At 45.7% G+C, this 25,517-nt stretch carries 26 protein-coding genes and 2 tRNA genes; 21 read left to right on the top strand and 7 right to left on the bottom strand.

Annotated elements, in window-relative coordinates:
- Positions 1 to 88: 88 nt before the first annotated feature.
- On the bottom strand, positions 89 to 2,047 hold the full coding sequence (locus R7190_RS19875; protein ID WP_005380999.1) for a ligand-gated channel protein: 1,959 nt from the start codon (positions 2,045 to 2,047) through the stop codon (positions 89 to 91).
- A gap of 140 nt (positions 2,048 to 2,187) precedes the next feature.
- On the opposite strand from R7190_RS19875, the gene R7190_RS19870 reads away from it, so the two are divergent.
- Positions 2,188 to 3,081 (top strand): LysR family transcriptional regulator, encoded by an 894-nt coding sequence (locus R7190_RS19870; RefSeq protein WP_017633561.1) that lies wholly within the window; start codon positions 2,188 to 2,190, stop codon positions 3,079 to 3,081.
- Between the two features lie 91 nt (positions 3,082 to 3,172).
- Here the strand turns inward: R7190_RS19870 and tkt are convergent, their stop codons facing one another.
- Entirely contained in the window at positions 3,173 to 5,167 is a 1,995-nt protein-coding gene (tkt, locus tag R7190_RS19865) for a transketolase (RefSeq protein ID WP_318137592.1), read from the bottom strand.
- A 315-nt stretch (positions 5,168 to 5,482) separates the two neighbouring features.
- Between tkt and metK the strand changes: the two genes are divergently transcribed.
- The 8 genes from metK to ruvX all read left to right on the top strand — a co-directional run bounded on the left by metK (position 5,483) and on the right by ruvX (position 12,212).
- A complete protein-coding gene (gene metK / locus R7190_RS19860) occupies positions 5,483 to 6,637 on the top strand; it encodes a methionine adenosyltransferase (protein WP_186584655.1) in 1,155 nt (384 codons plus the stop codon).
- A gap of 402 nt (positions 6,638 to 7,039) precedes the next feature.
- Positions 7,040 to 7,837 carry a DUF2189 domain-containing protein gene (locus tag R7190_RS19855; RefSeq protein ID WP_005381026.1) on the top strand — a complete coding sequence of 266 codons (798 nt, stop codon included), beginning with the start codon at positions 7,040 to 7,042 and terminating at the stop codon, positions 7,835 to 7,837.
- A 68-nt stretch (positions 7,838 to 7,905) separates the two neighbouring features.
- The gene (locus R7190_RS19850) at positions 7,906 to 8,403 is read left to right on the top strand and encodes a SprT family zinc-dependent metalloprotease (protein ID WP_005381025.1); all 498 of its coding nucleotides are present in this window, start codon (positions 7,906 to 7,908) and stop codon (positions 8,401 to 8,403) included.
- A gap of 150 nt (positions 8,404 to 8,553) precedes the next feature.
- Positions 8,554 to 9,249 carry a deoxyribonuclease I gene (gene endA, locus R7190_RS19845; RefSeq protein ID WP_318137591.1) on the top strand — a complete coding sequence of 232 codons (696 nt, stop codon included), beginning with the start codon at positions 8,554 to 8,556 and terminating at the stop codon, positions 9,247 to 9,249.
- A gap of 113 nt (positions 9,250 to 9,362) precedes the next feature.
- On the top strand, positions 9,363 to 10,094 hold the full coding sequence (gene rsmE, locus R7190_RS19840) for a 16S rRNA (uracil(1498)-N(3))-methyltransferase (RefSeq protein WP_053350809.1): 732 nt from the start codon (positions 9,363 to 9,365) through the stop codon (positions 10,092 to 10,094).
- 14 nt (positions 10,095 to 10,108) lie between these two features.
- Positions 10,109 to 11,059, top strand: coding sequence for a glutathione synthase (gene gshB, locus R7190_RS19835; protein WP_005381021.1), 951 nt, complete (start codon positions 10,109 to 10,111; stop codon positions 11,057 to 11,059).
- A gap of 128 nt (positions 11,060 to 11,187) precedes the next feature.
- Positions 11,188 to 11,751: a YqgE/AlgH family protein gene (locus R7190_RS19830; RefSeq protein ID WP_005381020.1), complete on the top strand. Its 564-nt coding sequence runs from the start codon at positions 11,188 to 11,190 to the stop codon at positions 11,749 to 11,751.
- A 35-nt stretch (positions 11,752 to 11,786) separates the two neighbouring features.
- Positions 11,787 to 12,212 carry a Holliday junction resolvase RuvX gene (ruvX, locus tag R7190_RS19825; protein WP_005381017.1) on the top strand — a complete coding sequence of 142 codons (426 nt, stop codon included), beginning with the start codon at positions 11,787 to 11,789 and terminating at the stop codon, positions 12,210 to 12,212.
- Between the two features lie 61 nt (positions 12,213 to 12,273).
- Here ruvX and R7190_RS19820 read toward each other — a convergent pair whose 3' ends face one another.
- On the bottom strand, positions 12,274 to 13,380 hold the full coding sequence (locus R7190_RS19820) for a PilT/PilU family type 4a pilus ATPase (RefSeq protein ID WP_005381016.1): 1,107 nt from the start codon (positions 13,378 to 13,380) through the stop codon (positions 12,274 to 12,276).
- 30 nt (positions 13,381 to 13,410) lie between these two features.
- The gene (locus R7190_RS19815; protein WP_005381015.1) at positions 13,411 to 14,451 is read right to left on the bottom strand and encodes a type IV pilus twitching motility protein PilT; all 1,041 of its coding nucleotides are present in this window, start codon (positions 14,449 to 14,451) and stop codon (positions 13,411 to 13,413) included.
- 28 nt (positions 14,452 to 14,479) lie between these two features.
- Here R7190_RS19815 and R7190_RS19810 point away from each other — a divergent pair, with 28 nt between their 5' ends.
- From R7190_RS19810 to hemW, 7 genes are all read left to right on the top strand, one after another.
- Positions 14,480 to 15,181, top strand: coding sequence for a YggS family pyridoxal phosphate-dependent enzyme (locus R7190_RS19810; RefSeq protein ID WP_005384521.1), 702 nt, complete (start codon positions 14,480 to 14,482; stop codon positions 15,179 to 15,181).
- A gap of 159 nt (positions 15,182 to 15,340) precedes the next feature.
- Positions 15,341 to 16,159: a pyrroline-5-carboxylate reductase gene (proC, locus tag R7190_RS19805; protein ID WP_005381013.1), complete on the top strand. Its 819-nt coding sequence runs from the start codon at positions 15,341 to 15,343 to the stop codon at positions 16,157 to 16,159.
- Positions 16,160 to 16,211: 52 nt separating this feature from the next.
- Positions 16,212 to 16,769 carry a YggT family protein gene (locus R7190_RS19800; RefSeq protein WP_005381012.1) on the top strand — a complete coding sequence of 186 codons (558 nt, stop codon included), beginning with the start codon at positions 16,212 to 16,214 and terminating at the stop codon, positions 16,767 to 16,769.
- Positions 16,769 to 17,059: a DUF167 family protein YggU gene (yggU, locus tag R7190_RS19795; RefSeq protein ID WP_005381011.1), complete on the top strand. Its 291-nt coding sequence runs from the start codon at positions 16,769 to 16,771 to the stop codon at positions 17,057 to 17,059. Before R7190_RS19800 ends, yggU begins: the two co-directional genes overlap by 1 nt.
- Before the next feature lie 128 nt (positions 17,060 to 17,187).
- Entirely contained in the window at positions 17,188 to 17,619 is a 432-nt protein-coding gene (locus tag R7190_RS19790) for a DUF4426 domain-containing protein (RefSeq protein ID WP_005381010.1), read from the top strand.
- Between the two features lie 118 nt (positions 17,620 to 17,737).
- A complete protein-coding gene (locus R7190_RS19785) occupies positions 17,738 to 18,340 on the top strand; it encodes an XTP/dITP diphosphatase (RefSeq protein ID WP_005381009.1) in 603 nt (200 codons plus the stop codon).
- Positions 18,341 to 18,358: 18 nt separating this feature from the next.
- A complete protein-coding gene (gene hemW / locus R7190_RS19780; RefSeq protein ID WP_186584654.1) occupies positions 18,359 to 19,537 on the top strand; it encodes a radical SAM family heme chaperone HemW in 1,179 nt (392 codons plus the stop codon).
- A 90-nt stretch (positions 19,538 to 19,627) separates the two neighbouring features.
- Here the strand turns inward: hemW and glsB are convergent, their stop codons facing one another.
- From glsB to trmB, 3 genes are all read right to left on the bottom strand, one after another.
- Positions 19,628 to 20,548, bottom strand: coding sequence for a glutaminase B (gene glsB, locus R7190_RS19775; RefSeq protein ID WP_005381007.1), 921 nt, complete (start codon positions 20,546 to 20,548; stop codon positions 19,628 to 19,630).
- Between the two features lie 98 nt (positions 20,549 to 20,646).
- On the bottom strand, positions 20,647 to 21,675 hold the full coding sequence (locus R7190_RS19770) for a TRM11 family SAM-dependent methyltransferase (protein WP_005384509.1): 1,029 nt from the start codon (positions 21,673 to 21,675) through the stop codon (positions 20,647 to 20,649).
- Positions 21,676 to 21,692: 17 nt separating this feature from the next.
- The gene (trmB, locus tag R7190_RS19765) at positions 21,693 to 22,412 is read right to left on the bottom strand and encodes a tRNA (guanosine(46)-N7)-methyltransferase TrmB (protein ID WP_005384506.1); all 720 of its coding nucleotides are present in this window, start codon (positions 22,410 to 22,412) and stop codon (positions 21,693 to 21,695) included.
- Between the two features lie 203 nt (positions 22,413 to 22,615).
- Between trmB and mutY the strand changes: the two genes are divergently transcribed.
- The 5 genes from mutY (at position 22,616) to R7190_RS19740 (ending at position 25,516) form a co-directional block, all read left to right on the top strand.
- Positions 22,616 to 23,692 (top strand): A/G-specific adenine glycosylase, encoded by a 1,077-nt coding sequence (mutY, locus tag R7190_RS19760; RefSeq protein WP_017635575.1) that lies wholly within the window; start codon positions 22,616 to 22,618, stop codon positions 23,690 to 23,692.
- 19 nt (positions 23,693 to 23,711) lie between these two features.
- Positions 23,712 to 23,984: an oxidative damage protection protein gene (locus tag R7190_RS19755; protein ID WP_005381002.1), complete on the top strand. Its 273-nt coding sequence runs from the start codon at positions 23,712 to 23,714 to the stop codon at positions 23,982 to 23,984.
- A gap of 77 nt (positions 23,985 to 24,061) precedes the next feature.
- Positions 24,062 to 25,201, top strand: a complete 1,140-nt coding sequence (mltC, locus tag R7190_RS19750) for a membrane-bound lytic murein transglycosylase MltC (protein ID WP_005381001.1) — start codon at positions 24,062 to 24,064, stop codon at positions 25,199 to 25,201.
- A 100-nt stretch (positions 25,202 to 25,301) separates the two neighbouring features.
- Positions 25,302 to 25,377, top strand: a tRNA-Phe gene (locus R7190_RS19745).
- Positions 25,378 to 25,443: 66 nt separating this feature from the next.
- Positions 25,444 to 25,516, top strand: a tRNA-Thr gene (locus tag R7190_RS19740).
- Position 25,517: the final 1 nt, after the last annotated feature.

Here is a 25,517-nt window from a genome sequence, read left to right as displayed (position 1 = left end):
CAGGCTGACAAACGCACCTGTTGAATCAAAGTAAAGCAGGATTAAAAAAGGTCGAGACTATGCTCGACCTTATTACAACGATAGATAATTAAAATGCGACGTCTAAACCTAACCAGTAGCGACGACCATCTTCAATATATCCGTATTCTTCGTAACTGATTTCCTCGTCCAGCAAGTTATAGATAGCGCCTTTAATACGAGTATTGTCGGTTAACTGGTATGTCACACCGGCGTCCACAAAGGTATAAGCTGGTTCTACAATACTGTTTCTTGATGGGCCAGTAACCGGATCCATTTCTTTACCTCGGTACGTGACTTTCGCCCAGCTCTCTAGATCTGTTGTCGTTTGCCAAGTCACATCCACATTAAACAGATGCTTTGGTAACTGCTGCAGCGGCATGCCTTTGTATTCACCTGTTTTTTGCTCTGAGTCGGTAAATGTGTAGCTCGAGCTAAGGTAAATGGTTTCCGTTAACGGCGATGCTAAGGTCGCTTCAATACCTTGTGTGACGGCTTCATCCACGTTAATACGGTACGTTGGATCTGCGCCCCATTGGTTTGGACCATCAGTACAGATAGTGTCTGGACAAACAACACGTGTGATCTTGTCTTTGAATTCGTTATGGAACGCTGTCAAAGAGACATCTAAGCCAGAATCACCTTGATACAAGACGCTGATTTCTTTGTTTAGCGACGTTTCAGGGTCAAGATCTGGGTTACCGTAGATATTACCGCCACCACTGACTTGCGCCCAGCCAGGAGTAATTTCACGTAATTGTGGAGAACGGAAACCTGTTGCCACACCGCCTTTCACCGTCCAAGACGGATCAACTCGCCATACACCGTAAACACGCGGACTAAAGTGCGCGCCATAGTTTTCGTCATGATCTAGACGACCACCAAGCGTAACGCTAAACGGATCGGCGATTCTCCATTCATCTTCAATGAAAACAGCCCACTGCGTATTCGATGTTTCAGTCTTCGATGACGCTTTGTTGGAGGTGAAATCCTCAAGCTCTGCATGAGTGGCGTCCACACCCGTCGTCAACGTATGGTTTCCGATACCAGTCACCAAGCTCGATTTGAACGTGGTGTTGGTGATCGTCATCTCACGAGATTTGTTCTCGCTCTCTTCTCGCTGTAAGTAAGTATCTGAAATGCCAATCGAATCCCAATCACCGTTGTGGCTTACCGTTACGTAATTACGACGATATTCATTCAGTGAGTCTTCACACCCACCACGACACCCAGTGGTCGGCACTGAAAGGCCCACATTACCACGACGACTTTGTGCCGACGTGCCACCTTCTAATTGCACCGAATGGCGCTCATTAATCTGGTAAGTCAGTTTTGAAGAGATACTCTGCATATCTTTATCTTCATAACCGTATTCGATGTCATCTTCTTCTCTGGTTGTGTACTGACCATATACTTGGAGAGATAAATTTTCAGCCAACGGACCATTAACGAAAAAGTTCGCGCTCTGCTCTCCCCCTGAGCGGCTATTCTCTTGTAGTACCGTGCCCAGTTGAACATTACCTGTCCACTCTAGCGCATCTTTTCGTGTGATGACGTTAATCACACCACCAATCGCATCAGAACCGTAAAGCGTCGACATTGGGCCACGAATAACTTCGATTCGCTCAATCGCTTGAAGAGGAGGTAACCAACCTTGTTCGATACCAGGACCGTCACTATTTGGACGAGTTTCACGCGTGCTTTGACGTTTACCGTCGACCAGTATCAAAGTGTATTTAGAACCCATACCACGGATACTAATGTCGGTGGTATCACCACCACCTGTCACGACAACACCTGGCACACTTTTTAGTGCATCAGTCACATCGCGGTAATAACGGGAGTCCAACTCCTCACGTGAAATAACACTAATACTTGCAGGCGCGTCCGCTTGAGATTGCTCGTAGCTTGATGCAGTTACAACCACTGTTTCCATTTTAGAAACTGCATCATTGGCAAAAACATGAGGGACACTGACGAAGGCTAAAATACCAGTTGCGGTAATAACTGGCAGTCTAAGAGTAGACATCTACATCTCCATAATTGATAATGATTATTATTTTCGAAAGTGAATTATTCACAAATAGAATGAGATGCATAGTGAGAGTTATGGAACGGTTCTTTCCATTTATGGAACTCGTACATAACGCAGTAAGGAGTAAAAGAAATATGCACGACTTAGCATCAATTAGAGCCTTTGATGCGCTCAATCAGCATAAAAGTTTGACAGCCGCTGCTAAAGCCCTTAATCAGCCAAAATCAACGCTAAGTCGTCGCTTGGCACAATTAGAAGAAGACTTCGGTCAGGCTCTAACCGCCAGACAAGGTAATCGATTAGTTCTGACAAGAGCTGGAGAGATCTTTGCCCACTACAGCCGCCAGATTCTTGAGTTAAGTGAAGAGAGTTATGATGCACTTCAAGGTTTAACGAACCAAGTTTCAGGGCCACTGCATATTGTTTGTCACACTGCCTTAGTTAGAAGCTGGCTCGGCGGCGTACTCAATCGTTTTCTTGCTGATAATCCCGATGTTAGAGTTCAACTTACCAGTGACTTTTCTGAGGCGCATCATGACCCAGATTTGTTCATCTGGCTCGGTGAACGTAAAGAGCTAGACTGGCGAAAAGAAGTGCTGGGGGTATTTCGCTATACGCCTTTTGCCTCTCCAAATTATCTAAAACAACATGGGCCTATACCGCACCCCAAAGAACTTGAAGCACATCCATGGATCGATTTTGGTTCAGTGCAAGAAAATGGATTGATGCTAGCACACCCTCAACACGGTGAGTTCTTTTTAGAACCCTTTGTTAGTCGCTTATACAGCGACAACATAGCAATGCAAATAGACAGTATCGCGAATGGTCATGGTATTGGACTGCTGCCGACTTGGACAGCATGCGGCTATGAGAAACATCACCCAGGGCGAATCACACCATGCTTAGAAGGTTGGCTTTCTGAGCCTATTTCCATTAACTGCTATACACCAGCAGGACGACCACCACTGCGCTTATCCGTACTTTTAGACTGCATTCACCAAAGCATTCCACAAGGTTGGAAAACCTGACAAAAATAAAAAGGCCATCATAATGATGGCCTTTCTAACTTTAGCATCTAACAGTTGTCGTTTACGTTCGACTGTTTAGATGGTCCTGCAATTACGCTAGCAATTCTTTAGCTGTGTTCACTACGTTTTCAGTCGTGAAGCCAAACATCTCGAATAGCTGACCAGCAGGTGCTGATTCACCGAATGTTGTCATACCGATGATGCGACCGTCGAAGCCTACGTACTTGTACCAGAAATCCGCAATGCCCGCTTCAATAGCGATACGTGCCGTTACGTCTGATGGCAGTACAGATTCACGGTAAGCAGCGTCTTGTTTGTCGAATGCGTCTGTTGATGGCATTGAAACAACGCGTACTTTCTTGCCTTCTGAAGTTAGTTGCTCAGCGGCTTTCACTGCAAGCTCAACCTCAGAACCTGTTGCGATAAGGATTAGCTCAGGCTTACCTTCGCTATCTTTCAGGATGTAAGCACCTTTCGCGATGTCTGCGACTTGTTCAGCAGTACGCTCTTGTTGCGCTAGGTTTTGACGAGAGAAGATAAGTGCAGTTGGTGCATCTTTACGTTCAATCGCTAGTTTCCATGCAACTGCAGACTCAACTTGGTCACATGGGCGCCATGTGCTCATGTTTGGAGTTACACGTAGAGACGCCATTTGCTCAACAGGTTGGTGAGTTGGGCCATCTTCGCCAAGACCGATCGAATCATGCGTGTAAACTTGGATGTTCTGAATTTTCATCAGCGCAGCCATACGCATTGCGTTACGAGCATATTCCATGAACATTAGGAATGTTGCGCCGTAAGGAACGAAACCACCGTGCAATGCGATACCGTTGATGATAGCGGTCATACCGAATTCACGCACACCGTAGTGGATGTAGTTGCCAGAGAAGTCCTCCATTTCTAGAGACTTAGAACCAGACCACATGGTCAGGTTAGAAGGCGCTAGGTCAGCAGAACCACCCATAAACTCAGGAAGCATTTGACCAAACGCTTCTAGTGCATTTTGCGACGCTTTACGTGATGCAATGTTCGCTGGATTTGCGTGAAGATCGGCAATGATTTGGTTCGCTTTTTCTTCCCACTGTGCAGGAAGTTCGCCGTTTAGACGACGTTTAAGCTCTGCCGCTTCTGCAGGGTAAGCTGCAGCGTATGCTTCGAATTTTTCATTCCAAGCTGCTTCTTTCGCGGCGCCCGCTTCTTTTGCATCCCACTCAGCGTAAACATCTGCCGGGATCTCAAATGGGCCGTACTCCCAACCTAGGTATTCGCGAGCCGCTTGGATTTCATCGTGACCTAGTGGTGCACCGTGACAGTCGTGCGAACCAGACTTGTTAGGAGAACCGAAACCGATAATTGTTTTGGTACAGATAAGCGTAGGACGTGGGTCCGCTTTTGCTGCTTCAATTGCTGCGTTGATCGCGTCTGAGTCGTGACCATCGACTGCTGGGATTACATGCCAGCCGTACGCTTCAAAACGCTTAGGTGTATCGTCAGAGAACCAGCCTTCAACGTGACCGTCGATAGAAATGCCGTTGTCATCCCAGAACGCGATCAGTTTGCCTAGACCTAACGTCCCAGCAAGAGAGCATGCTTCATGCGAGATGCCTTCCATTAGACAGCCGTCACCCATGAACACATACGTAAAGTGGTCAACGATATCGTGACCTTCTTTGTTGAACTGTGCCGCTAGTGCTTTCTCTGCGATCGCCATACCAACAGCGTTAGTGATGCCTTGACCTAGAGGACCAGTTGTTGTCTCGATACCAGGCGCGTAGCCGTACTCTGGGTGACCTGGGGTTTTTGAGTGCAATTGACGGAAGTTTTTCAGATCGTCAATAGATAGCTCGTAACCGCTTAAGTGCAGTAGAGAGTAAATAAGCATTGACCCATGACCGTTTGACAGCACAAAGCGATCGCGGTCGGCCCACTCTGGGTTTGAAGGGTTATGGTTTAGGTGAGAGCGCCAAAGAACTTCAGCGATATCAGCCATACCCATTGGTGCGCCTGGGTGGCCTGAGTTAGCTTGTTGAACACCATCCATGCTTAGAGCACGAATTGCATTGGCAAGATGTTTACGAGACGACATGTCTGCTCCTGAGTACATTAAGCGAAACGAAAAGTAGGTCATAATTCTCTCAAAGCCCTGTTGGGTGTGCAAACGTTTTCCAGTCCAAAACCTCACAAATATTGCACCTTTCGCGCCAAATCGTTCGAAGTTCTTAAAATTATCAATAAATCAGGCAAACGTTTGGTTATAACAAAAACCAAAAAAGAGCTTGTAATTCGAGCAATCAAATTTAGAATAGACGTCTAGATGTAGATACACCTACAAAAATTAGTATTAATTTGCGCTGGAGAGTTTATCATTCCCCAGTTTTAAACCAGATATAGTGGAGCTAACATGGCTAAGCACCTGTTTACTTCTGAGTCAGTATCAGAAGGTCATCCAGATAAAATTGCAGACCAGATTTCTGATGCGGTTCTTGACGCGATTCTAGAGCAAGATCCAAAGGCTCGTGTTGCATGTGAGACTTACGTTAAAACCGGTATGGTAATGGTGGGTGGTGAAATCACGACTTCAGCATGGGTAGACATCGAAGAGTTAACTCGTGAAACCGTTCGTGAAATCGGCTACGTACATTCAGATATGGGCTTTGACGCAGATTCTTGTGCGGTACTAAACACAATCGGTAAACAGTCGCCAGATATCAACCAAGGTGTTGATAAAACTGACCCTAAAGAACAAGGTGCAGGCGACCAAGGCATCATGTTTGGTTACGCTTGTAACGAAACTGAAGTACTAATGCCAGCGCCAATTACTTACTCTCACCGTCTTGTTCAAAAGCAAGCAGAAGTTCGTAAAAACGGCACACTACCTTGGTTGCGTCCTGATGCAAAATCTCAGGTAACATTCCAATACGATCAAGGTAACATCGTTGGTATCGACGCGGTTGTTCTTTCAACTCAACACTGTGACTCAATCTCAACTTCAGACCTGCGTGAAGCGGTAATGGAAGAGATCATTAAGCCAGTGCTACCTTCTGAGTGGATCAACAAAGAAACAAACTTCTTCATTAATCCAACCGGTCGCTTCGTAATCGGCGGTCCTATGGGTGACTGTGGTCTAACTGGTCGTAAGATCATCGTAGATACCTACGGCGGCGCAGCTCGTCACGGTGGCGGTGCGTTTTCTGGTAAAGATCCATCAAAAGTTGACCGTAGTGCAGCATACGCAGCACGCTACGTAGCGAAAAACATCGTAGCCGCAGGCATGGCTGACCGTTGTGAGATCCAACTTTCTTACGCAATCGGTGTTGCTGATCCAACGTCTATCATGGTGGAAACGTTCGGTACTGAGAAAGTATCTCACGACATCATCATTGAAGCGGTTCGTCAATTCTTCGACCTACGTCCATACGGTCTACAAGAAATGCTTAACCTTCTTCAACCTATCTACAAGAAGACAGCGGCTTACGGTCACTTCGGTCGTGAAGAATTCCCGTGGGAAGCGACAGACAAAGCTGCACTTCTACGCGATTTCGCTGGCATCAAATAATCAAGCCAAGCAAGAATCAATCAAGCCCTCGCCTATGGTGGGGGCTTTTTATTTTCAGCAACTTTTATCTAGCCATTTCGGCTCATACCGCCCTGCCCCACAAAGCAGTCCTGTTTCTCCCTCATTTTTATACCGAATAAATTTTAAGCAATTATTTGTAAATTATCCCATCTCCGCCAATAGTTAAAATATTGTTAACTCCAATTTAAATAGAGACGTCGGATGCTGGCGACTGTGGAAGCAACACTTAAGTAAAGACATGAGTCAGGCATCTTTATGGCCGATACCAAACTAAGCCAATGCTCAGATGTAAACTTGAAAAAGTCGCTTCAAGTTTGACTGAACAAAAACCGCTGTCAGTTGGTATAAGCGGATAATGTGGGAATAAATCAAGGAGGAGTTATGCCTCGAACTGTTAATCCATCGGACTTCCACAACAAGCGAAAGGAAGTGCCAGACAACGAATACGCCAGAACCATACCGTGCAATACGGTCAATCTTTCTGCACCTTTTCATTGGCTCGCATTAGGTCTGCATGATTTCGTGCGAATGCCGCTTATTAGTGCTTTCTATGGCATCTGTTTTATGGCAGCAGCCATAGGCATTGTTTTGCTCGTACAGTGGCAAGGCACACACTTGGTCGTCATGCCCAGTTTGATTGTTTACATGTTAATCGGTCCGTTTCTCGCGCTCGGCTTGTATGATGCCAGTTGGGAGAGAGAGCGCGGACACAAAGCAAGCTTGTTCCATTCAATGAAAGCGATCGGTCGTAACTCAACATCTCAATGGGCGTTCGCCGTGTTACTCGCAGTGTGTATGATATTTTGGATGCGCATTGCCGCTCTACTTCATGCGCTCTACCCTTCTGTTCAAGGGGCACCTTTAAGTGAGTTTCTACCCTTCCTTGTCATCGGCTCTTTAGTTGGCTTTGTTTTGGCTTGTGTGGTGTTTAGTATTTCAGCCTTTTCTATTCCGCTCATGATGGAGCGTCGCGTAGACATGATGACCGCTGTATTTACCAGCTTTAATGCAGTGAAATCCAACATTCCAGCAATGATTGTTTGGGCAGCGATCATCTGTGGCGGTATTCTTATCGGCTTTGCGACCTACGGGATCGGAATGTTGTTTACCATGCCAATTCTAGGCTACGGTACATGGCACGCTTACCATGCCACCATCAAGAAAAAACACACACCATAATTAACTGATGCTATGATCTGGCCCTCGCAAATGCGGGGGCTTTTTTATTTGATTTATCGAGGTGAATTGTGGATATAGAACTCAGCTATAAAGCCAAGCAAGTGATGGCGGGCTGTATCGCGATGGCGGAACAAGCTTTCAAACGTTCTTTCCCGATTCCAACAATCACCTTCGACGTCCGTGGGAAAGCGGCAGGAAAAGCCTACCTTCAATTAAATCAAGTACGCCTAAACCCTGTTTTATTTCGCGAAAACACCCAAGCATTCTTAGATGAAGTCATTCCTCATGAAGTAGCACACCTGATTACTTATCAGGTTTACGGGCGAGTTAGGCCTCACGGTAAAGAATGGAAAGGCGTCATGGAAGCCGTATTTAACGTACCAGCCAAAACCACTCACAGCTTTGAAGTAAAATCCGTTCAAGGTAAAACCTTTGAGTATCGTTGTGGTTGTATGACCTACCCTCTATCGATTCGCCGTCATAATAAAGTGCTGCGCAAAGAGGCGACGTACTCTTGTCAAAAATGCCGCCAACCACTTAACTTCACCGGTATTCAATTATCGTAGCCCTTACCTCATAGTGTTACTTGCGTTCCCAAAATAAAGATCGAGTTGATCAAAACCTTCCCTTCGCCAACTATTGTTAACTTACTCATCACTAAAGCTATTTTGTGCGTGTTATCATGAATAAAGTCATACTTTATAAAGACTTTTATCATGAAATACTTACTCTCTCTGTTGCTTATCGCGCTTTCTAGCACTGCGATTGCCGCGCCACCGAGCTCATTCTCTGCTGCCAAACGTGAGGCGGTCAAAATTTATCAAGACCATCCAACAAGCTTCTACTGTGGCTGTAACATTCAATGGCAAGGCAAGAAAGGCTTACCCGATTTAGCCTCTTGCGGTTACCAAGTCCGTAAACAAGAAAAACGGGCTGCACGAATCGAATGGGAGCACGTTGTTCCTGCGTGGCAATTTGGCCACCAGCGTCAATGCTGGCAAGATGGCGGACGTAAAAACTGTAAGAAAAAAGACAAAACTTTTCGTTTGATGGAAGCAGACTTGCACAACCTAACTCCTGCTATTGGTGAAGTAAACGGTGACCGTTCGAACTACAACTTCAGCCAATGGAACGGTATGGATGGCGTGAGTTATGGTCGCTGTGAGATGCAAGTGAACTTTAAGCAGCGTAAAGTCACGCCACCAGACCGTGCGCGTGGCTCAATTGCTCGTACCTATCTATACATGAGCAAAGAGTACGGTTTCAAACTGTCGAAGCAGCAAACGCAATTAATGAGTGCTTGGAACAAAACCTATCCTGTCGATAAATGGGAATGTGAGCGTGACGAGCGCATTGCAAAAGTACAGGGCAATCACAACCCATTTGTTCAAGAAGCCTGCCGCGCACTGTAACCTCCGACCTCGAAGCGTTTCAATTACTGATATTGAAACGCTTCTTGCCCCTTGTTTTTTCGGTGCAAAGCATCCATGTTAGGGTTTAAGTTTATTCTCTTGCTGGAAATCTCATGCGTACCCCTCGAATTTATCATCCAGAAACCATTCATCAACTTGGCTCACTTGCTTTAAGTGACGACGCAGCAGGCCATATCGGTCGTGTTTTGCGCATGAAAGAAGGCCAAGACGTTCTCCTTTTTGACGACAGTGGCGCAGAGTTCCCAGCGGTTATCAGTGAAGTCAGCAAGAAATCAGTTTTGGTTAACATCACCGAGCGTGTAGAAAGCAGTATTGAATCCCCTTTAGATCTGCACCTTGGTCAAGTCATTTCACGTGGCGATAAGATGGAGTTCACCATCCAAAAGTCTGTTGAACTTGGCGTCAATACCATCACTCCTCTGATTTCTGAACGTTGTGGCGTCAAGCTTGACCAAAAGCGTTTTGAGAAAAAACTCGCGCAATGGCAGAAAATCGCCATCAGTGCCTGTGAGCAATGTGGGCGTAATGTCGTGCCCGAAATTCGTCCAATTATGAGCTTGGAAGAGTGGTGTAAAGAAGAGTACGATGGTTTAAAGCTTAACCTTCACCCTCGTGCTAAATACTCAATCAACACTTTGCCAACCCCGGTTGAAAAAGTGCGCCTACTGATCGGTCCTGAAGGCGGTTTATCGTCTGAAGAGATCGAGATGACTCGAGAATACCAATTTGAAGAAACGCTACTCGGCCCTCGCGTTCTGCGTACCGAAACAGCGGCTCTGACAGCAATTACAGCCTTACAAGTTCGTTTCGGCGATCTTGGTTAAAACGGAGAAAAATAATGATCAAACTCGGTATCGTAATGGACCCAATCTCGTCCATTAACATCAAAAAAGACTCTAGCTTTGCCATGATGCTTGAAGCGCAACGACGCGGCTATGAAATCCACTACATGGAAATGAATGATCTGCATCTCGATCAAGGCGTTGCCATTGCAGATACTAAAGTGGTAGAACTAAAAGAAGATCCAAACGGTTGGTACGAGTTCAAATCAGAGCAAACTATCGAACTGTCTGAGCTAGACGCGGTGCTAATGCGTAAAGATCCTCCGTTTGATACTGAATACATCTACGCGACTTACATCCTTGAGCGTGCAGAAGAACAAGGTGCACTGATCGTTAACAAGCCTCAAAGCTTACGTGATTGTAACGAAAAGCTGTTTACGGCATGGTTCCCAGAGCTGACACCTACAACGATCGTGACGCGAAAAGCAGAGAAAATTAAAGAATTTCGTGAAAAACATGGTGATGTCATCCTGAAACCGCTTGATGGTATGGGTGGCGCGTCCATCTTCCGTGTAAAAGAAAACGATCCAAACGTCTCTGTGATCATCGAGACATTGACTAACCACGGTCAAAACTACGCAATGGCGCAAACCTTCGTGCCAGATATCAGCAACGGTGACAAACGTATCTTAGTGGTAGATGGCGAACCTATGCCTTACTGTCTAGCACGCATTCCTGCTAAAGGCGAAACGCGCGGCAACCTAGCCGCTGGTGGTACTGGTGAAGCTCGTCCGCTAAGCGAAACCGACCTCAAAATTGCGCAAACCGTTGCTCCGACATTGAAAGAAAAAGGCCTTATCTTTGTTGGCCTTGACGTAATTGGCGACAAGCTAACAGAAATCAACGTCACCAGCCCAACCTGTATTCGCGAAATTGAAGCAGCTTTTGATATCTCAATCACAGGCAAGCTGATGGATGCGATTGAGCGTCGAGTAAAAGGCGAATAACTCAAACTGTATTACAGTTAATAGAGAGCGTAGTACATTAACTTAAGCAAACTCATGCACATACCTAGATGGTAAACTGTATGATGTTTGCTTAAGGGCATTTACGAGAGTTAAGGGTCAGTATGAGTATGAATCTCACAAATCACTTTTTGGTTGCCATGCCTGGGATGAAAGATCCGTACTTTCAAAACAGCGTGATCTACGTTTGTGAGCACAACGAAGACGGCGCTATGGGGCTGATGATCAATGCTCCTGTTGATATCACCGTCGGCAACATGCTCAAGCAGGTGGAAGTTCAGCCAGTACACCCTCGCCTGTTTGAAGCCAGTCTAGATAGACCAGTCTACAATGGCGGCCCAATCTCGGAAGATCGTGGTTTTATTTTGCATAAACCCAAAGATTACTACGAGTCCAGCGTCCAAATGACCGATGACCTCGCGGTAACCACTTCGCGTGATATTCTGTCGGTGTTAGGAACAGAAGCAGAACCAAGTGATTACTTAGTGGCACTTGGCTACTCCGGTTGGAGTGCAGGCCAATTAGAAAGTGAGCTGGTCGAAAACTCTTGGCTCACCATTGAAGCGACGCCTGAAATTATCTTTAATACACCAATCAACGAGCGTTGGAAGAAAGCGGTCGAAAAGCTGGGTATCGACCCAAGTCACCTTTCAGCAGACTCTGGACATGCTTAGTCCAAATATACAGTTACATTAGATAGAGACACCTTATGTCACGCACAATTATGGCTTTTGACTTTGGAACCAAAAGCATTGGTAGCGCTATTGGCCAAGAAATTACTGGTACAGCTTCCCCATTAAAAGCCTTTAAAGCCAATGACGGTATTCCAAACTGGGACGATATCGAAAAGCAAATCAAAGAGTGGCAACCAGATTTGCTAGTGGTCGGTTTACCGACCGATCTGCATGGTAAAGACCTTGAGACCATAACCCCTCGTGCACGAAAATTTGCTAAGCGTCTGCAAGGCCGATACGGATTGCCTGTTGAACTGCATGATGAGCGTTTATCTACTGCAGAAGCTCGTGCGGAGTTGTTCAGCATGGGCGGCTACAAAGCCCTATCGAAAGGTAATGTTGACTGCCAGTCAGCAGTGGTGATTCTAGAAAGCTGGTTTGAAGCTCTTTGGGGTGAGTAAACACTTCAAGCACAATGAAAAAAGGTTGGCTCCTGCCAACCTTTTTTGTTTCTGGATTGGATTAATCCATATCGATCTTAACGTTCGCCAAACTGCCCGTAGAGAATGCTTCACCACGCTGCGTTTTCAACATCAAGCGCAGATCATTCGCTGAGTCGGCACTATGTAGTGCATCCTCTTCGCTGATCTTACCTTGCATCACTAACTTATAAAGAGATTGATCGAACGTCAGCATACCAAACTCATTTGAGCGAGCCATGGTTGACTTCAACTCATGTAAATCTCCGCGACGAATCAAATCCGACACACGTGGACTATTTAGCAAGATCTCAAATACACCATGACGTCCCTGCCCATTTTTATCTCGGATCAGCTGCTGACCAACCACGCCTTTTAGGTTCATCGACAAATCGAACAAGAATTGTTCTTTTTGATCTTTCGGTACCAAGTGAAGAATGCGCTCTAAAGCTTGGTTTGCATTGTTGGCGTGCAACGTTGCCATACACAGGTGACCCGTTTCGGCGAAGGTCATCGCGTATTCCATTGTTTCACGGCTACGGATCTCACCAATCAAAATCATATCTGGTGCTTGGCGCAGCGAGTTTTTAAGCGCAACTTCATAGCTTTCCGTATCTAACCCAACTTCACGTTGAGTCACGATACAGCGCTTGTGTTCATGCACGAACTCGATCGGATCTTCGACCGTCAAAATGTGCCCGGTTTTATTGCTGTTTCGATAGCCTGTCATCGCCGCCATGGTGGTCGATTTACCCGACCCAGTAGCACCGACCACCAGCACCAAACCACGCTTAGCTATCGCCAAATCTTGCAACACTAACGGTAACTTTAACTGCTCAAAAGTAGGAATATTAGTTTCAATACGACGAATCACTGCGCCTGGTAACTCGCGTTGAAAAAAGGCACTCACACGGAAGCGACCACAATCTCTCACAATGGCAAAATTCGACTCGCGACTTTTACGAAATTCCTGACGCCGATCTGGTTCCATAGCGCTGTCGAGTAATGCAGCCACATCACTCTCGGTGAGTTTTTCCCCTTGCGGACGCAATTCGCCATCCACACGAAATAGAATTGGCGCTCCAACCGTGATGTAAAGATCCGACGCTTTCAGCGCCAACATGCCTTCGAGAAATTTATCTAGATCCATCTTCCGTATTCACCATTATCTGTATGAACGTTACGAGAATTGCTGCACTTCTAATCCGATCTTACTATCGACCTCTTCACGAGCAACCATGCCTTGCGCCATTAACTGACGAGCATTTTGCTCCATGGTTTGCATGCCGTGAGCCGCACCTGTTTGAATGATCGAATACATCTGCGCGACTTTGTCTTCGCGGATCAAGTTACGAATCGCAGGCGTTGCCATCATAATTTCATGGCATGCAATACGGCCACCACCATTACGTTTCAATAATTTTTGTGCGATAACCGAACGAAGGGATTCAGAAAGCATCGAGCGCACCATGTCTTTATCGCTGCCAGGGAACACATCGATAATACGGTCAATGGTTTTTGCCGCCGAGCTGGTATGTAACGTGCCGAACACTAAGTGCCCCGTTTCCGCCGCCGTTAACGCAAGGCTGATGGTTTCTTTGTCACGCATCTCACCAACCAGAATGACATCCGGGTCTTCACGCAATGCGCTGCGCAGTGCGTTTTGGAAACTATGGGTGTCACGGTGAACTTCACGCTGGTTGATCAAACATTTATTGTTGTTGTGAACAAATTCAATCGGATCTTCAATTGTGAGTACGTGCTTGTTGTGATTACGGTTAATGTAGTCAACAATGGCTGCTAAGGTCGTCGATTTACCTGAACCTGTTGGGCCAGTGACCAGAACTAAGCCTTTTTCAGCGTTCGCAATTTTTTTGAAGATCTCTGGCGCTTCTAGCTCTTCCAGAGTTGGAATGCTACTTGGAATGGTACGGAATACTGCCGCACAACCGCGAGATTGGTTGAAAGCGTTGACACGGAAACGGCCAACGTTATGCAACTCAAAAGAGAAATCGACTTCGAGTTTTTCTTCGAACTCACTGCGTTGGGCATCGTTCATGATTTCGAAAACCAAACGATGCACTTCTTGGTGTGTAAACGCTGGAATGCCTAGTTTTCTCACATCCCCATCAATACGAACCATTGGTGGGACACCTGCAGAAAGATGTAGATCCGAGGCATTATGTTTTACACTAAAATCCAGTAACTCAGTGATATCCATTTAAAATCCTTAAGTCTAAAGTACAGCTATGAGTAGTATTCAACAAAATATTGAACATATCACCTCTCAAATTCGATATGACGAGCAAAAATGTGGTCGAACTCCAGAGTCAGTGCAACTTCTAGCGGTAAGCAAAACTAAACCTGTCGAGGCAATTCTCGAAGCCTACCAAGCGGGACAAACCGCCTTTGGTGAAAACTACGTTCAAGAGGGCGTCAGTAAAGTTCAGCACTTTGCCGAGCATTATCCAGATAATCGAATCGAATGGCACTTCATTGGCCCGATTCAATCCAATAAATCGCGACTTGTTGCTGAACATTTCGATTGGGTTCACACCATCGATCGAACCAAGATTGCTCAACGCCTGAATGATCAGCGGCCAAGCGAACTTAAACCGCTACAAGTTCTGATTCAGGTTAACACCAGTGGTGAGGCATCTAAGTCTGGTGTCACTGAAGCGGAAGTATTCGAGCTGGCGGAGTTGATTTCTCGCCTACCCAACCTCACTTTAAGAGGGTTGATGTCGATTCCTGCCAACGTGTCTGACTACGAATCACAACTCCGTGAATTTCAGAAGTTGGCTACGTTGAAGCAAACACTCGAAGCACAGTTCCCAGAAATCGATACATTATCAATGGGAATGAGTGGTGATATGACCGCTGCAATCGAAGCTGGTAGTACAATGGTTCGTATTGGAACCGCTATTTTCGGCGCACGAGACTACAGCTAAATCAACAAAACGCTCACTCGCGACATAAGTTATGTCGTCAATCGTTAGAGCGTAAATGCGCAATCATCTTACTCGCCAATAGGAGCAGTAAGTAACAGCGGCGCCATTATACACCTGAGCGCACAACAAATTCTAAATATCATGATGGAAATCAGACAAATGGAACATAAAAAAATCGCCTTCATTGGTGCTGGCAACATGGTGAGAGCCATTGTTTCCGGCTTGGTTGCTAACGGATACCCAGCGCAAAACATTACCGCAACGGCTCCTTCAGAGGCTCGTCGCCTTCTGCTAGAACAAGATTTTGGCATCCGTACCACCAGCGATAACATCCAAGCTGCGACCGAGGCGGATGTGGTGGTATTGTCTGTAAAACCGCAAATGATGGCGGATGTCTGTAAACCACTGCAATCGATCGATTTCACTAATAAACTGGTGATTTCTATTGCCGCAGGCATCAACTGTTCACGATTGGATGATATGCTAGCCACCAAATTGAACTTGGTTCGTGTTATGCCAAATACGCCATCACAGCTTGGGTTGGGTATGAGTGGGTTGTTCGCACCAACTCATGTAACCGAGCACGACAAAGCTTTTGCCGCAGAGTTAATGGAAGCGGTCGGTAAAGTATGCTGGGTTGAGCAAGAGTCTGGCATCAATAATGTGATTGCCGCAGCGGGCAGTGCTCCAGCATACTTCTTCCTGTTTATGGAAGCGATGCAAGCAGAAGCGATTGCGCAAGGCTTTGATAAAGAGACCGCTCGACTATTGGTTCAGCAAGCGGCACTGGGCGCGGCCAGTATGGTGGTTAGCAACCCAGAAACTGAGCTATCGACCCTGCGTGAGAACGTAACATCGAAAGGTGGGACAACGGCAGAAGCACTGCGTACATTCAACGAACATCAACTTTCAGATATTGTCGCTAAAGCCATGCAAGCTGCTGTGGCTCGCGCGGAAGAAATGGAAAAACTGTTTTAATTATTTGGATGAACTCCGTTTAGTATCATCCATCACTTGTTAAGGGTACCTTATGAATTCAATGAGTTTTCTCATCTCAACCCTATTTGACCTGTACATCATGGTCGTAATTTTGCGAATTTGGTTGCAAGCTGCGCGCGCAGACTTCTACAACCCATTCTCGCAATTCATAGTAAAAGCGACTCAGCCGGTCATTGGTCCATTGCGCCGCGTTATCCCTTCCGTGGGGAATATTGACCTAGCAACCGTGTTGTTTGCCTACGTGTTGTGTGTGCTTAAATTTGTCGTGCTTATCCTAATAGCTTCGAACGGTTCCGTCTCTTTCAGCGCTGACTTCTTATTCTTGGGCTTATTATCATTAATCAAAGCCGCAGGTGGCCTATTGTTCTGGGTACTATTGATCCGTGCAATTTTGAGCTGGGTAAGCCAAGGCCGCAGCCCTATCGAGTACGTATTCCATCAACTGACCGAGCCAATGTGCGCTCCAATCCGTCGTATTCTTCCGGCTATTGGTGGTCTTGATTTAAGCGTACTGGTGTTATTTATCGGCTTGCAGTTCGCGAACTTCTTAATGGGCGATATCATTGGTCCAATTTGGTTCCAGCTATAATGTCAGCTGCAGTTTGGCAAGATGGTGAGGACATCATCCTGAAGCTCTATATTCAACCTAAAGCTAGCCGCGATAAAATCGTTGGCTTGCATGGTGAAGAGCTAAAAATCGCCATTACTGCTCCACCTGTCGATGGCAAAGCTAATGCACACCTAACTAAGTTCTTAGCCAAGCAGTTTAAAATCGCTAAGGGCTTGGTTCACATAGAAAAAGGTGAATTAGGACGGCACAAACAAATTCGGATAGAATCGCCTACCCAGATACCGACAGAAATTAAAGCCATCATATGATGGCTTTTTATTTACGATTTTGTACCACACTTACTAATACCAACAACTGAGTACGCATTTTTTACCCCCTGACCAAGGTAAAATTGCAGCTATGGTTGTTTTATAACAAGTGCTTTGAGGAAGTAACAATGAGCAAATGGATTACCGCATTACTGATTAGCCTGTTGTCGTTACCAAGCTTCGCCGATCAGTTTAAAAATATGAAAGATATCGAAGTACACTATGTCGCGTTTAACTCAACATTCCTAACACCCAAAGTCGCACGTAGCTACGATATCAAACGTAATGGATACCTCGCTGTGGTTAATATTAGCGTGTTAGATAGAGCTTCATTGGGTAAGCCAGCATTAGAAGCAAAAATTGCTGGACGCGCGAAGAACCTTATCGGCCAAACTCAGACCTTGACCTTTCGTGAAGTCAAAGAAGGCAATGCGATATACTATTTAGCCGAACTACCAATTACCCACGAAGAAACTTTTACTTTCGATATTGACGTAAAAGCTGGAAACAAAGGCTCAGGTAAGCTTAAATTCACCCAGAAGTTTTATGTTGAAGAGTAATTGGGTTGTGATGTTCCAAAAGCTTTTGGATCTAAGCAGGCTAAAAACCACTTATTAGTTAAAGAATATCTAGAGGAGAACGATTTGTTCTCCTCTATCACTATTAAAAGAGATTCCCATGAAAAAAATTGTGCTAGCAACTGGTAACCAAGGCAAAGTTCGTGAAATGGCAGATTTGTTGTCTGACTTCGGCTTTGAAGTATTAGCGCAAAGTGAATTCAATGTATCGGAAGTAGCTGAAACGGGTACAACTTTCATTGAAAACGCAATCATTAAAGCTCGCCATGCCGCACAAGAAACAGGGCTTCCTGCCATTGCAGACGACTCTGGATTAGAAGTCGATTTCTTAAAAGGCGCTCCGGGCATTTACTCTGCACGTTACGCAGGCGAGAGCGCATCTGATCAAGAGAATCTAGAAAAATTGCTAGCGGCAATGGAAGGCGTACCAGAAGCAGAGCGTACAGCACGTTTCCACTGCGTATTAGTCCTCATGCGTCACGAGAACGACCCAACGCCTATCGTCTGTCACGGTAAATGGGAAGGCCGAATTCTAACTGAAGCACACGGTGAAAATGGCTTTGGCTACGACCCAATCTTCTTTGTTCCTGAAGACAACTGTGCGTCAGCCGAACTTGAACCTGCACGTAAGAAACAACTGTCTCACCGCGGTAAAGCGCTCAAGTCGTTGTTTGCTCAACTGTCTGAGCAAGTGTCTCAGTAATCACGAGCGAATTAGACCATGTTAACGCCCCCAGCACTCAGCTTGTATGTACACATCCCGTGGTGTGTGCAAAAGTGCCCGTATTGCGACTTTAATTCTCACGCGCTCAAAACCGAGATTCCAGAAGAAGAGTACATCAGTGCCCTTTTAGAAGATTTGGATACCGACATTGAGAAATACCGACTTAACGAAGCGCCACGTCCACTGCATTCAATCTTCATTGGTGGTGGTACGCCGAGTTTGATTTCGGCAGAAGGCATCGAGCGTCTACTTAAGGGCATTGAAGCGCGTATCCCGTTCAAGCCTGAAATCGAAATAACCATGGAAGCGAATCCAGGCACCATCGAAGCAGAGCGTTTTGTTGGCTACCGCAAAGCTGGTGTAACGCGTATCTCTATCGGCGTACAAAGCTTTGAGCAGCAGAAGCTTGAGCGTTTGGGGCGCATTCACGGCCAAGACGAAGCCGTCAATGCTGCTAAGCTGGCGCACCAAATCGGTTTGAACAGCTTTAACCTCGATCTCATGCACGGCTTACCTGATCAAAGCATCGCACAAGCCTTGGCAGATTTGGACAAAGCGATTGAGTTGGCACCGCCGCACTTGTCTTGGTATCAGCTGACCATCGAACCAAACACCATGTTCTACTACAAGCCACCAACGCTACCTGACGATGATGACTTGTGGGATATTTTCGAGCTCGGACACCAAAAACTTGCAGCCGCGGGTTATGTGCAATATGAAATCTCCGGTTACAGCAAGCCGGGCTATCAGTGTCAGCACAACCTCAACTACTGGCGCTTTGGTGATTACCTTGGTATCGGTTGTGGCTCTCATGGCAAACTCAGTTTTACCGACGGACGTATTATTCGAACGACAAAGGTAAAACACCCGCGAGGCTATTTAGCGGCTTATCAAAATATGGTCAAACCTTATCTGCATACAGAACATGTCGTCGCGGATGAAGATCGTCCATTCGAGTTTTTTATGAACCGATTCCGCTTAATCGAAGCCTGTCCGAAGCAAGATTATGTGGACACCACGGGCTTACCGCTCAGTACGATTCAAGAAACCATCGACTGGGCGATAGAAATGGGCTACCTGAGTGAAACGGCTACCCATTGGCAAATTACTGAAAAAGGGAAGCTCTTCCTTAATGATTTGCTCGAAGCCTTTATGGCCGAAGAAAGCGAAGACTAACGCAACCCCAAAACAAAAAAAGCCTCTCAATTGAGAGGCTTTTTATTTAGAAACAGTACCATCCTAAATAAGGTTGACACATTTCCAACATTAGAAAATTGAACGGCCAATTCGCTCTGAGAGCAGCTCAAGCGCCTTAGTACCAGCAAGCGAGTTACCTGAAGGATCAAGCTCTGGAGACCATACTGAAATGGTCATTTCACCAGGTACTACCGCAATAATGCCACCACCAACACCAGACTTACCAGGCATACCAACGCGATAAGCAAACTCGCCCGCGCCATCATACAAGCCACACGTTGCTAACAGTGCATTAAGTTGTTTGGTTTGCACAGGAGAAACTACAGGCTTGCCCGTTTGTACCGATGTGCCCTTGTTTGCTAAATAGCTAAACGTTTTAGCCAAATCGACGCAACTCATCTTCAGCGCACAAGCGTGGAAGTAATTTTGTAGTACTGGAATCACTTCATTTTCGAAGTTGCCAAAAGAACGCATGAGATATGCAATCGCCGCATTACGGTCACCATGCATCATTTCGGATGCCGCAACGACTTTGTCATACACAATATGGGTATCACCAGAAAGCTGACGCACAAACTCCAACAGGCGCTGACGAGGCGCAGATAAGCGAGTTTGTAACAAATCCGCCACTACTATCGCTCCAGCATTTATAAATGGATTACGAGGAATACCTTGCTCCATTTCTAGCTGGATTAGCGAATTAAATGCCTGCCCCGAAGGCTCTTTTCCCACTCGAGACCAAATTTCTTCTTGCTTGTACAAGCACATCGCTAACGTCAAGCTCAATGCTTTTGAAATAGATTGGATAGAGAAAGGTTCATCGGCATCACCCGCCTTAATAACCTCACCTTCGTTGGTGTATACCGCAATACCTAACTTGTTGCTGGGTACTTTTGCCAGAGCAGGAATGTAATCAGCCACTTTACCTTGGCCGATTAAAGGGCGTACTTCCGCCAAAATATCTGTCAAAATTTCCACTGTCGGTTTCATTCTCTACCTTCTATTTACAAGAGAACTCGTTGAGCTCAGAGGTAAAAAAAGCCAACGTGTCGTTGGCTTTTCCATAGGGTTCGTTCGACTCAAGTCGATTATGGTTTTACTGCCACAATAATATTGCGGTTGATAGATTGATCAACACGGTGAAGATAACCGATGTAAGGCTCTTCTGAAAGTACCTTCCAACCTTGCTCTTCAAATAATGCCGCGACATCTTTCCATTTCAATGTGAATTCATTGAAAGACAACACCACTGAACCTTGCTTTTTCAATACCACTTTCCATGCAGGCAGAGCCTCTTTTAAAAGCTCTAGTGGACTACGGTTCAGTTTGCTGTCCTTGGCATTTTTGCTGCCGTGCTGCACGCCATAAGGCAGATCAGACACCATCACATCAACTGAGTTCTTTTTCACGACTTGATCAGCGATACGAGTATCAGCCGAATACAGCTTCATAAATTGAAGATTGCCTTGGTTGTAATCTTCTTTATTTGCTGCAGCTTCAACCACGAAACCATCCGCCACTTTCTTGCCACCCGCAGTGCGCTTTTCTTTGCTCACTTTGTGCTTAAAGCGGCCATTCTTCATGAACTTAACAATAAAGGTCTGGATCTCTTGCACCCACTTGGCGTTGATCTCAACCCCTACCACGTTCAAACCGTGGATCAAGCCTTCAAATAAGGTTGTACCTTTACCACACATTGGATCCATTAAGGTCAGTTGTTCACTTCCCGTATTGGACGCACTAATGCCGATATTCACCATCAAACGGGTAAACTGCTCGTTTGTTTTCCCGGTGTAGCGCAAAATCTGGCTCATACTTTCCGGGAAAGTGTTAAATACGGGCGCTTGAACTGGTCGAAGTAAACCATCTTCGCGCACTTCAAATAGCGCATAGTAAATCGAAGAGGCTGCGATTCTTCGCGCCTGCTCATCGGTTAGCGCTTCCTGACAAGAAAACACCAACGCAGCAGGTAAGCCAACGTCTTTACTACCAATTTCTGTCACATCCACGCCTTGTGAAGCTAAAATTGCTTTTAGCTCAGAACAGGCAATGGTCATTGCGCTATCAAAGTAAATTCGGTTATGACCCGGATTCGCTAATATCGCGTAATGGTACATCCCATGAACTCCTCTGGTTACGCAATACGCTTATATTTGATATCCCAAACACCGTGACCAAGACGGTGACCACGAGCTTCAAACTTCGTTAGCGGGCGATCGTCTGGACGAGGAACGAAATCACCATCTTTAGCAATGTTTTCGAAACCTGGCGCTTGGTTCATCACTTCAATCATGTGCTCTGCGTAGTTTTCCCAGTCGGTCGCCATGTGGAAAATACCTTCATTAGGGATAAGCTTCTCACGCACCATTTCCGCAAAACCTAATTGAACAATACGACGCTTGTGGTGACGCTTCTTATGCCAAGGGTCTGGGAAGAACAATTGCAGTGTCGATAAGCTGCCATTTGGGATCATGTGTTCGAATACTTCTACCGCATCGTGACACATTACACGCAGGTTAGTAATTCCCGCTTCGCGAGCATCGGCAAGACAAGCACCAACGCCTGGGCTATGAACTTCGATACCGATGAAGTTTTTCTCTGGCGCGTTCTTTGCCATTTCAACCAATGAAGCACCCATACCAAAACCGATCTCAAGCACTACTGGGTTATCGTTGCCAAACACCTCTTTCCAATCGAGAAGTTCAGCTTTGAAGTCAATACCCATCGTAGGCCAGCATTCATTCATCGCGCTCTCTTGACCTTTAGTCAAACGCCCTTCACGGCGTACAAAGCTGCGGATTTTGCGGATCAGCTTTCCGTCTTCGTTGTATTCGTTAGTGGTTACTTCACTCATTGATTTTGCCTGCACATTGATTAATCAAAGCGGGGATTATCCAAAGAATTTACTTAGGTGCAAGTATTTGTTGAGCTCTTGGTCTATGGCAACCCAAAAGCAACGACACACCTCTTTATATCCCTACTGTTTATCCGTTGTACTTCTTGCCCATTATGTGGTGCAATTTTGCACCTAACCAATAATAGAATACAGAGCAAGTCGTGACACCTTTCGCCAGTGCCATCCTAGAATGGTATGACGCATATGGAAGAAAAGATCTTCCGTGGCAACAAAATAAGACCGCATACAGTGTCTGGTTGTCTGAAATTATGCTTCAGCAAACTCAGGTCACTACGGTTATTCCGTATTACCAACGTTTCTTGGAGCGCTTTCCAACCGTGATCGATCTTGCCAATGCTGAGCAAGATGAAGTCCTACACCTTTGGACTGGCTTAGGGTACTACGCCCGAGCCCGTAACCTTCACAAAGCAGCACAAGAGGTCGCCTCTACATACAATGGTGAGTTTCCTCTTGATATAGAGAAAATGAACGCCCTACCGGGGATTGGTCGCTCTACCGCTGCCGCCATTTTATCGTCTGTGTATAAACAACCACACGCGATTCTTGATGGTAACGTGAAGCGCACCCTATCCCGCTGTTTCGCAGTTGCAGGATGGCCAGGACAAAAAAAGGTTGAAAACCAGCTGTGGGAAATTGCCGAAACGCACACCCCACAAACGGATGTAGATAAGTATAACCAGGCAATGATGGACATGGGCGCAATGGTCTGCACACGCAGCAAACCCAAATGTAGCCTCTGCCCTGTTGCTGATCTGTGTGTGGCAAAGCAACAAGGTAATGTGCTCGACTACCCGGGCAAAAAACCGAAGAAAGATAAGCCAATCAAGCAAACTCGTTTCGTGATGCTTCACCACAACACCGAAAATGGTCATGAGGTGTGGTTGGAGCAAAGACCACAAACAGGCATTTGGGGTGGCTTATTCTGCTTCCCACAAACCGAACATGTGGATGCAGAAAGCGACATTGAATTGCTACTGGATCAACGCGGCATTCAAGCCAGCAATATCAAACAGAAGCAAACACTGATTACCTTTCGTCATACATTCAGCCATTACCACCTAGATATCACGCCAATTTTGATTGATTTATCAAAGCAACCGGACGTGATAATGGAAGGCAACAAAGGTCTTTGGTATAACTTATCTAAACCTGAAGAAGTCGGTTTAGCCGCGCCAGTAAAACTATTGCTGGAAACGCTACCCCACGAACTTCGTTAATTGAATACAAGGAGTCATTATGAGCCGCACTGTATTTTGTGCTCGACTAAAGAAAGAAGGCGAAGGTCTAGACTTTCAACTTTACCCTGGTGAACTAGGTAAACGCATTTTCGACAACATCTCGAAAGAAGCGTGGGCTCAGTGGCAACACAAACAAACCATGTTGATCAACGAGAAGAAACTCAACATGATGGATCCAGAACACCGCAAACTGATCGAAACAGAAATGGTAAATTTCCTCTTTGAAGGAAAAGACGTTCATATCGAAGGTTACACACCTCCGAGCGAATAAAGTCGCTTGAGTTAAACAATGACATCACAACCATTTGTGGTGTCATTTTTCTATTACCTTCAATAACTCTGATACTTATGAAAAAAATTGTCTTTATTGCTGCCGCACTTTTAATGGCAGGCTGTAGCCGTGAATTCGTCGAAAAGATTTATGACGTCAACTACGAGCCAACAAACCGTTTTGCCAATAACTTAGCTGAGCTACCAGGACAATTTGAAAAAGATACTGCGGCGCTAGATGCCTTAATCAATAGCTTTTCAGGCAATATTCAAAAGCGCTGGGGTAAAAAAGAAATCAAGTACGCTGGCAAGAGTAATTACGTTAAGTACATCGATAACTACCTTAGCCGCGCCGAGGTCGACTTTCGCAAAGGCGTGATCACGATAGAGACCGTATCACCGACCGAGCCCCAAAAACACCTAAAAGACGCGATTGTCACCACCTTATTAACACCAGACGATCCCGCGCACGTCGACTTATTCTCCTCTAAAGGTATCACGTTAGAGGGGCAACCATTCCTGTATAAACAAGTTGTCGACCAAGACAATAAGCCAATTCAATGGTCTTGGCGGGCAAACCGATTTGCGGAATACCTCATCGCAAATAAAATAAAAACCAAAAATGTAGATTTCAAGAAAGCGTATTACGTCGAAATTCCCATGGTTGAAGACCACTTTTCAACACGCAGCTACCAATACGCCGATATCGTGCGTCGAGCTTCCAAGAAATACGACATTCCAGAAGACTTGATATACGCCATTATTAAAACCGAGAGCAGTTTCAACCCATACGCGGTAAGTTGGGCAAATGCATATGGCCTAATGCAAGTTGTACCTAAAACAGCGGGACGAGATGTGTTCAAACTCGTGAAAAAGCGCTCGGGCCAACCAAGCCCTGAATATTTGTTTAATCCAGAAAACAACATAGATACTGGTACTGCGTATTTCTATATCTTAAAAAATCGTTATTTAAGAGAAGTCCGCCACCCTACCTCTCTCGAGTACAGCATGATTTCAGCTTACAATGGCGGTACTGGAGGAGTTTTAAACACATTTCATCGCAGTGATCGCAAACGCGCAATGCAAGATCTTAATTCATTGCAACCCAACCAAGTTTATTGGGCGTTAACCAAGAAACACCCGAACGCAGAAGCGCGTCGCTACCTAGAAAAAGTTACAAATTTCAAAAAGGAATTTAACTCGAAGCAAACTTTGTAGTGACAGTTGAATAAAAAGCGTTCGAACAACCACTTTTTTGAAATTATTTAAAAAAAGTGGTTGACGCAACGCGGGAAAATCCGTTTAATAGCGCTCCGTTGCCCGGATAGCTCAGTCGGTAGAGCAGAGGATTGAAAATCCTCGTGTCGGTGGTTCGATTCCGCCTCCGGGCACCACAATTTGATTTGTTGGTGTCTTAACGAAATGTTATAACACGGACAAAAGCACAAAGAATAAAGTGTGCCGACTTAGCTCAGTAGGTAGAGCAACTGACTTGTAATCAGTAGGTCACCAGTTCGATTCCGGTAGTCGGCAC

The organism is Vibrio sp. 1078-1 (assembly GCF_033340475.1).
Note: the sequence above shows the minus strand (reverse complement) of the source record. Positions and strands in the feature narration are given on the sequence as shown.

Bases quoted from the DNA above. Each gene is read 5' to 3' on its own strand.
- R7190_RS19875 (WP_005380999.1), bottom strand. From the start codon at position 2,047: ATGTCTACTCTTAGACTGCCAGTTATTACCGCAACTGGTATTTTAGCC.
- R7190_RS19870 (WP_017633561.1), top strand. From the start codon at position 2,188: ATGCACGACTTAGCATCAATTAGAGCCTTTGATGCGCTCAATCAGCAT.
- tkt (WP_318137592.1), bottom strand. From the start codon at position 5,167: ATGTCGTCTCGTAAACATCTTGCCAATGCAATTCGTGCTCTAAGCATG.
- metK (WP_186584655.1), top strand. From the start codon at position 5,483: ATGGCTAAGCACCTGTTTACTTCTGAGTCAGTATCAGAAGGTCATCCA.
- R7190_RS19855 (WP_005381026.1), top strand. From the start codon at position 7,040: ATGCCTCGAACTGTTAATCCATCGGACTTCCACAACAAGCGAAAGGAA.
- endA (WP_318137591.1), top strand. From the start codon at position 8,554: ATGAAATACTTACTCTCTCTGTTGCTTATCGCGCTTTCTAGCACTGCG.
- rsmE (WP_053350809.1), top strand. From the start codon at position 9,363: ATGCGTACCCCTCGAATTTATCATCCAGAAACCATTCATCAACTTGGC.
- gshB (WP_005381021.1), top strand. From the start codon at position 10,109: ATGATCAAACTCGGTATCGTAATGGACCCAATCTCGTCCATTAACATC.
- R7190_RS19830 (WP_005381020.1), top strand. From the start codon at position 11,188: ATGAATCTCACAAATCACTTTTTGGTTGCCATGCCTGGGATGAAAGAT.
- ruvX (WP_005381017.1), top strand. From the start codon at position 11,787: ATGTCACGCACAATTATGGCTTTTGACTTTGGAACCAAAAGCATTGGT.
- R7190_RS19820 (WP_005381016.1), bottom strand. From the start codon at position 13,380: ATGGATCTAGATAAATTTCTCGAAGGCATGTTGGCGCTGAAAGCGTCG.
- R7190_RS19815 (WP_005381015.1), bottom strand. From the start codon at position 14,451: ATGGATATCACTGAGTTACTGGATTTTAGTGTAAAACATAATGCCTCG.
- R7190_RS19810 (WP_005384521.1), top strand. From the start codon at position 14,480: ATGAGTAGTATTCAACAAAATATTGAACATATCACCTCTCAAATTCGA.
- proC (WP_005381013.1), top strand. From the start codon at position 15,341: ATGGAACATAAAAAAATCGCCTTCATTGGTGCTGGCAACATGGTGAGA.
- R7190_RS19800 (WP_005381012.1), top strand. From the start codon at position 16,212: ATGAATTCAATGAGTTTTCTCATCTCAACCCTATTTGACCTGTACATC.
- yggU (WP_005381011.1), top strand. From the start codon at position 16,769: ATGTCAGCTGCAGTTTGGCAAGATGGTGAGGACATCATCCTGAAGCTC.
- R7190_RS19790 (WP_005381010.1), top strand. From the start codon at position 17,188: ATGAGCAAATGGATTACCGCATTACTGATTAGCCTGTTGTCGTTACCA.
- R7190_RS19785 (WP_005381009.1), top strand. From the start codon at position 17,738: ATGAAAAAAATTGTGCTAGCAACTGGTAACCAAGGCAAAGTTCGTGAA.
- hemW (WP_186584654.1), top strand. From the start codon at position 18,359: ATGTTAACGCCCCCAGCACTCAGCTTGTATGTACACATCCCGTGGTGT.
- glsB (WP_005381007.1), bottom strand. From the start codon at position 20,548: ATGAAACCGACAGTGGAAATTTTGACAGATATTTTGGCGGAAGTACGC.
- R7190_RS19770 (WP_005384509.1), bottom strand. From the start codon at position 21,675: ATGTACCATTACGCGATATTAGCGAATCCGGGTCATAACCGAATTTAC.
- trmB (WP_005384506.1), bottom strand. From the start codon at position 22,412: ATGAGTGAAGTAACCACTAACGAATACAACGAAGACGGAAAGCTGATC.
- R7190_RS19755 (WP_005381002.1), top strand. From the start codon at position 23,712: ATGAGCCGCACTGTATTTTGTGCTCGACTAAAGAAAGAAGGCGAAGGT.
- mltC (WP_005381001.1), top strand. From the start codon at position 24,062: ATGAAAAAAATTGTCTTTATTGCTGCCGCACTTTTAATGGCAGGCTGT.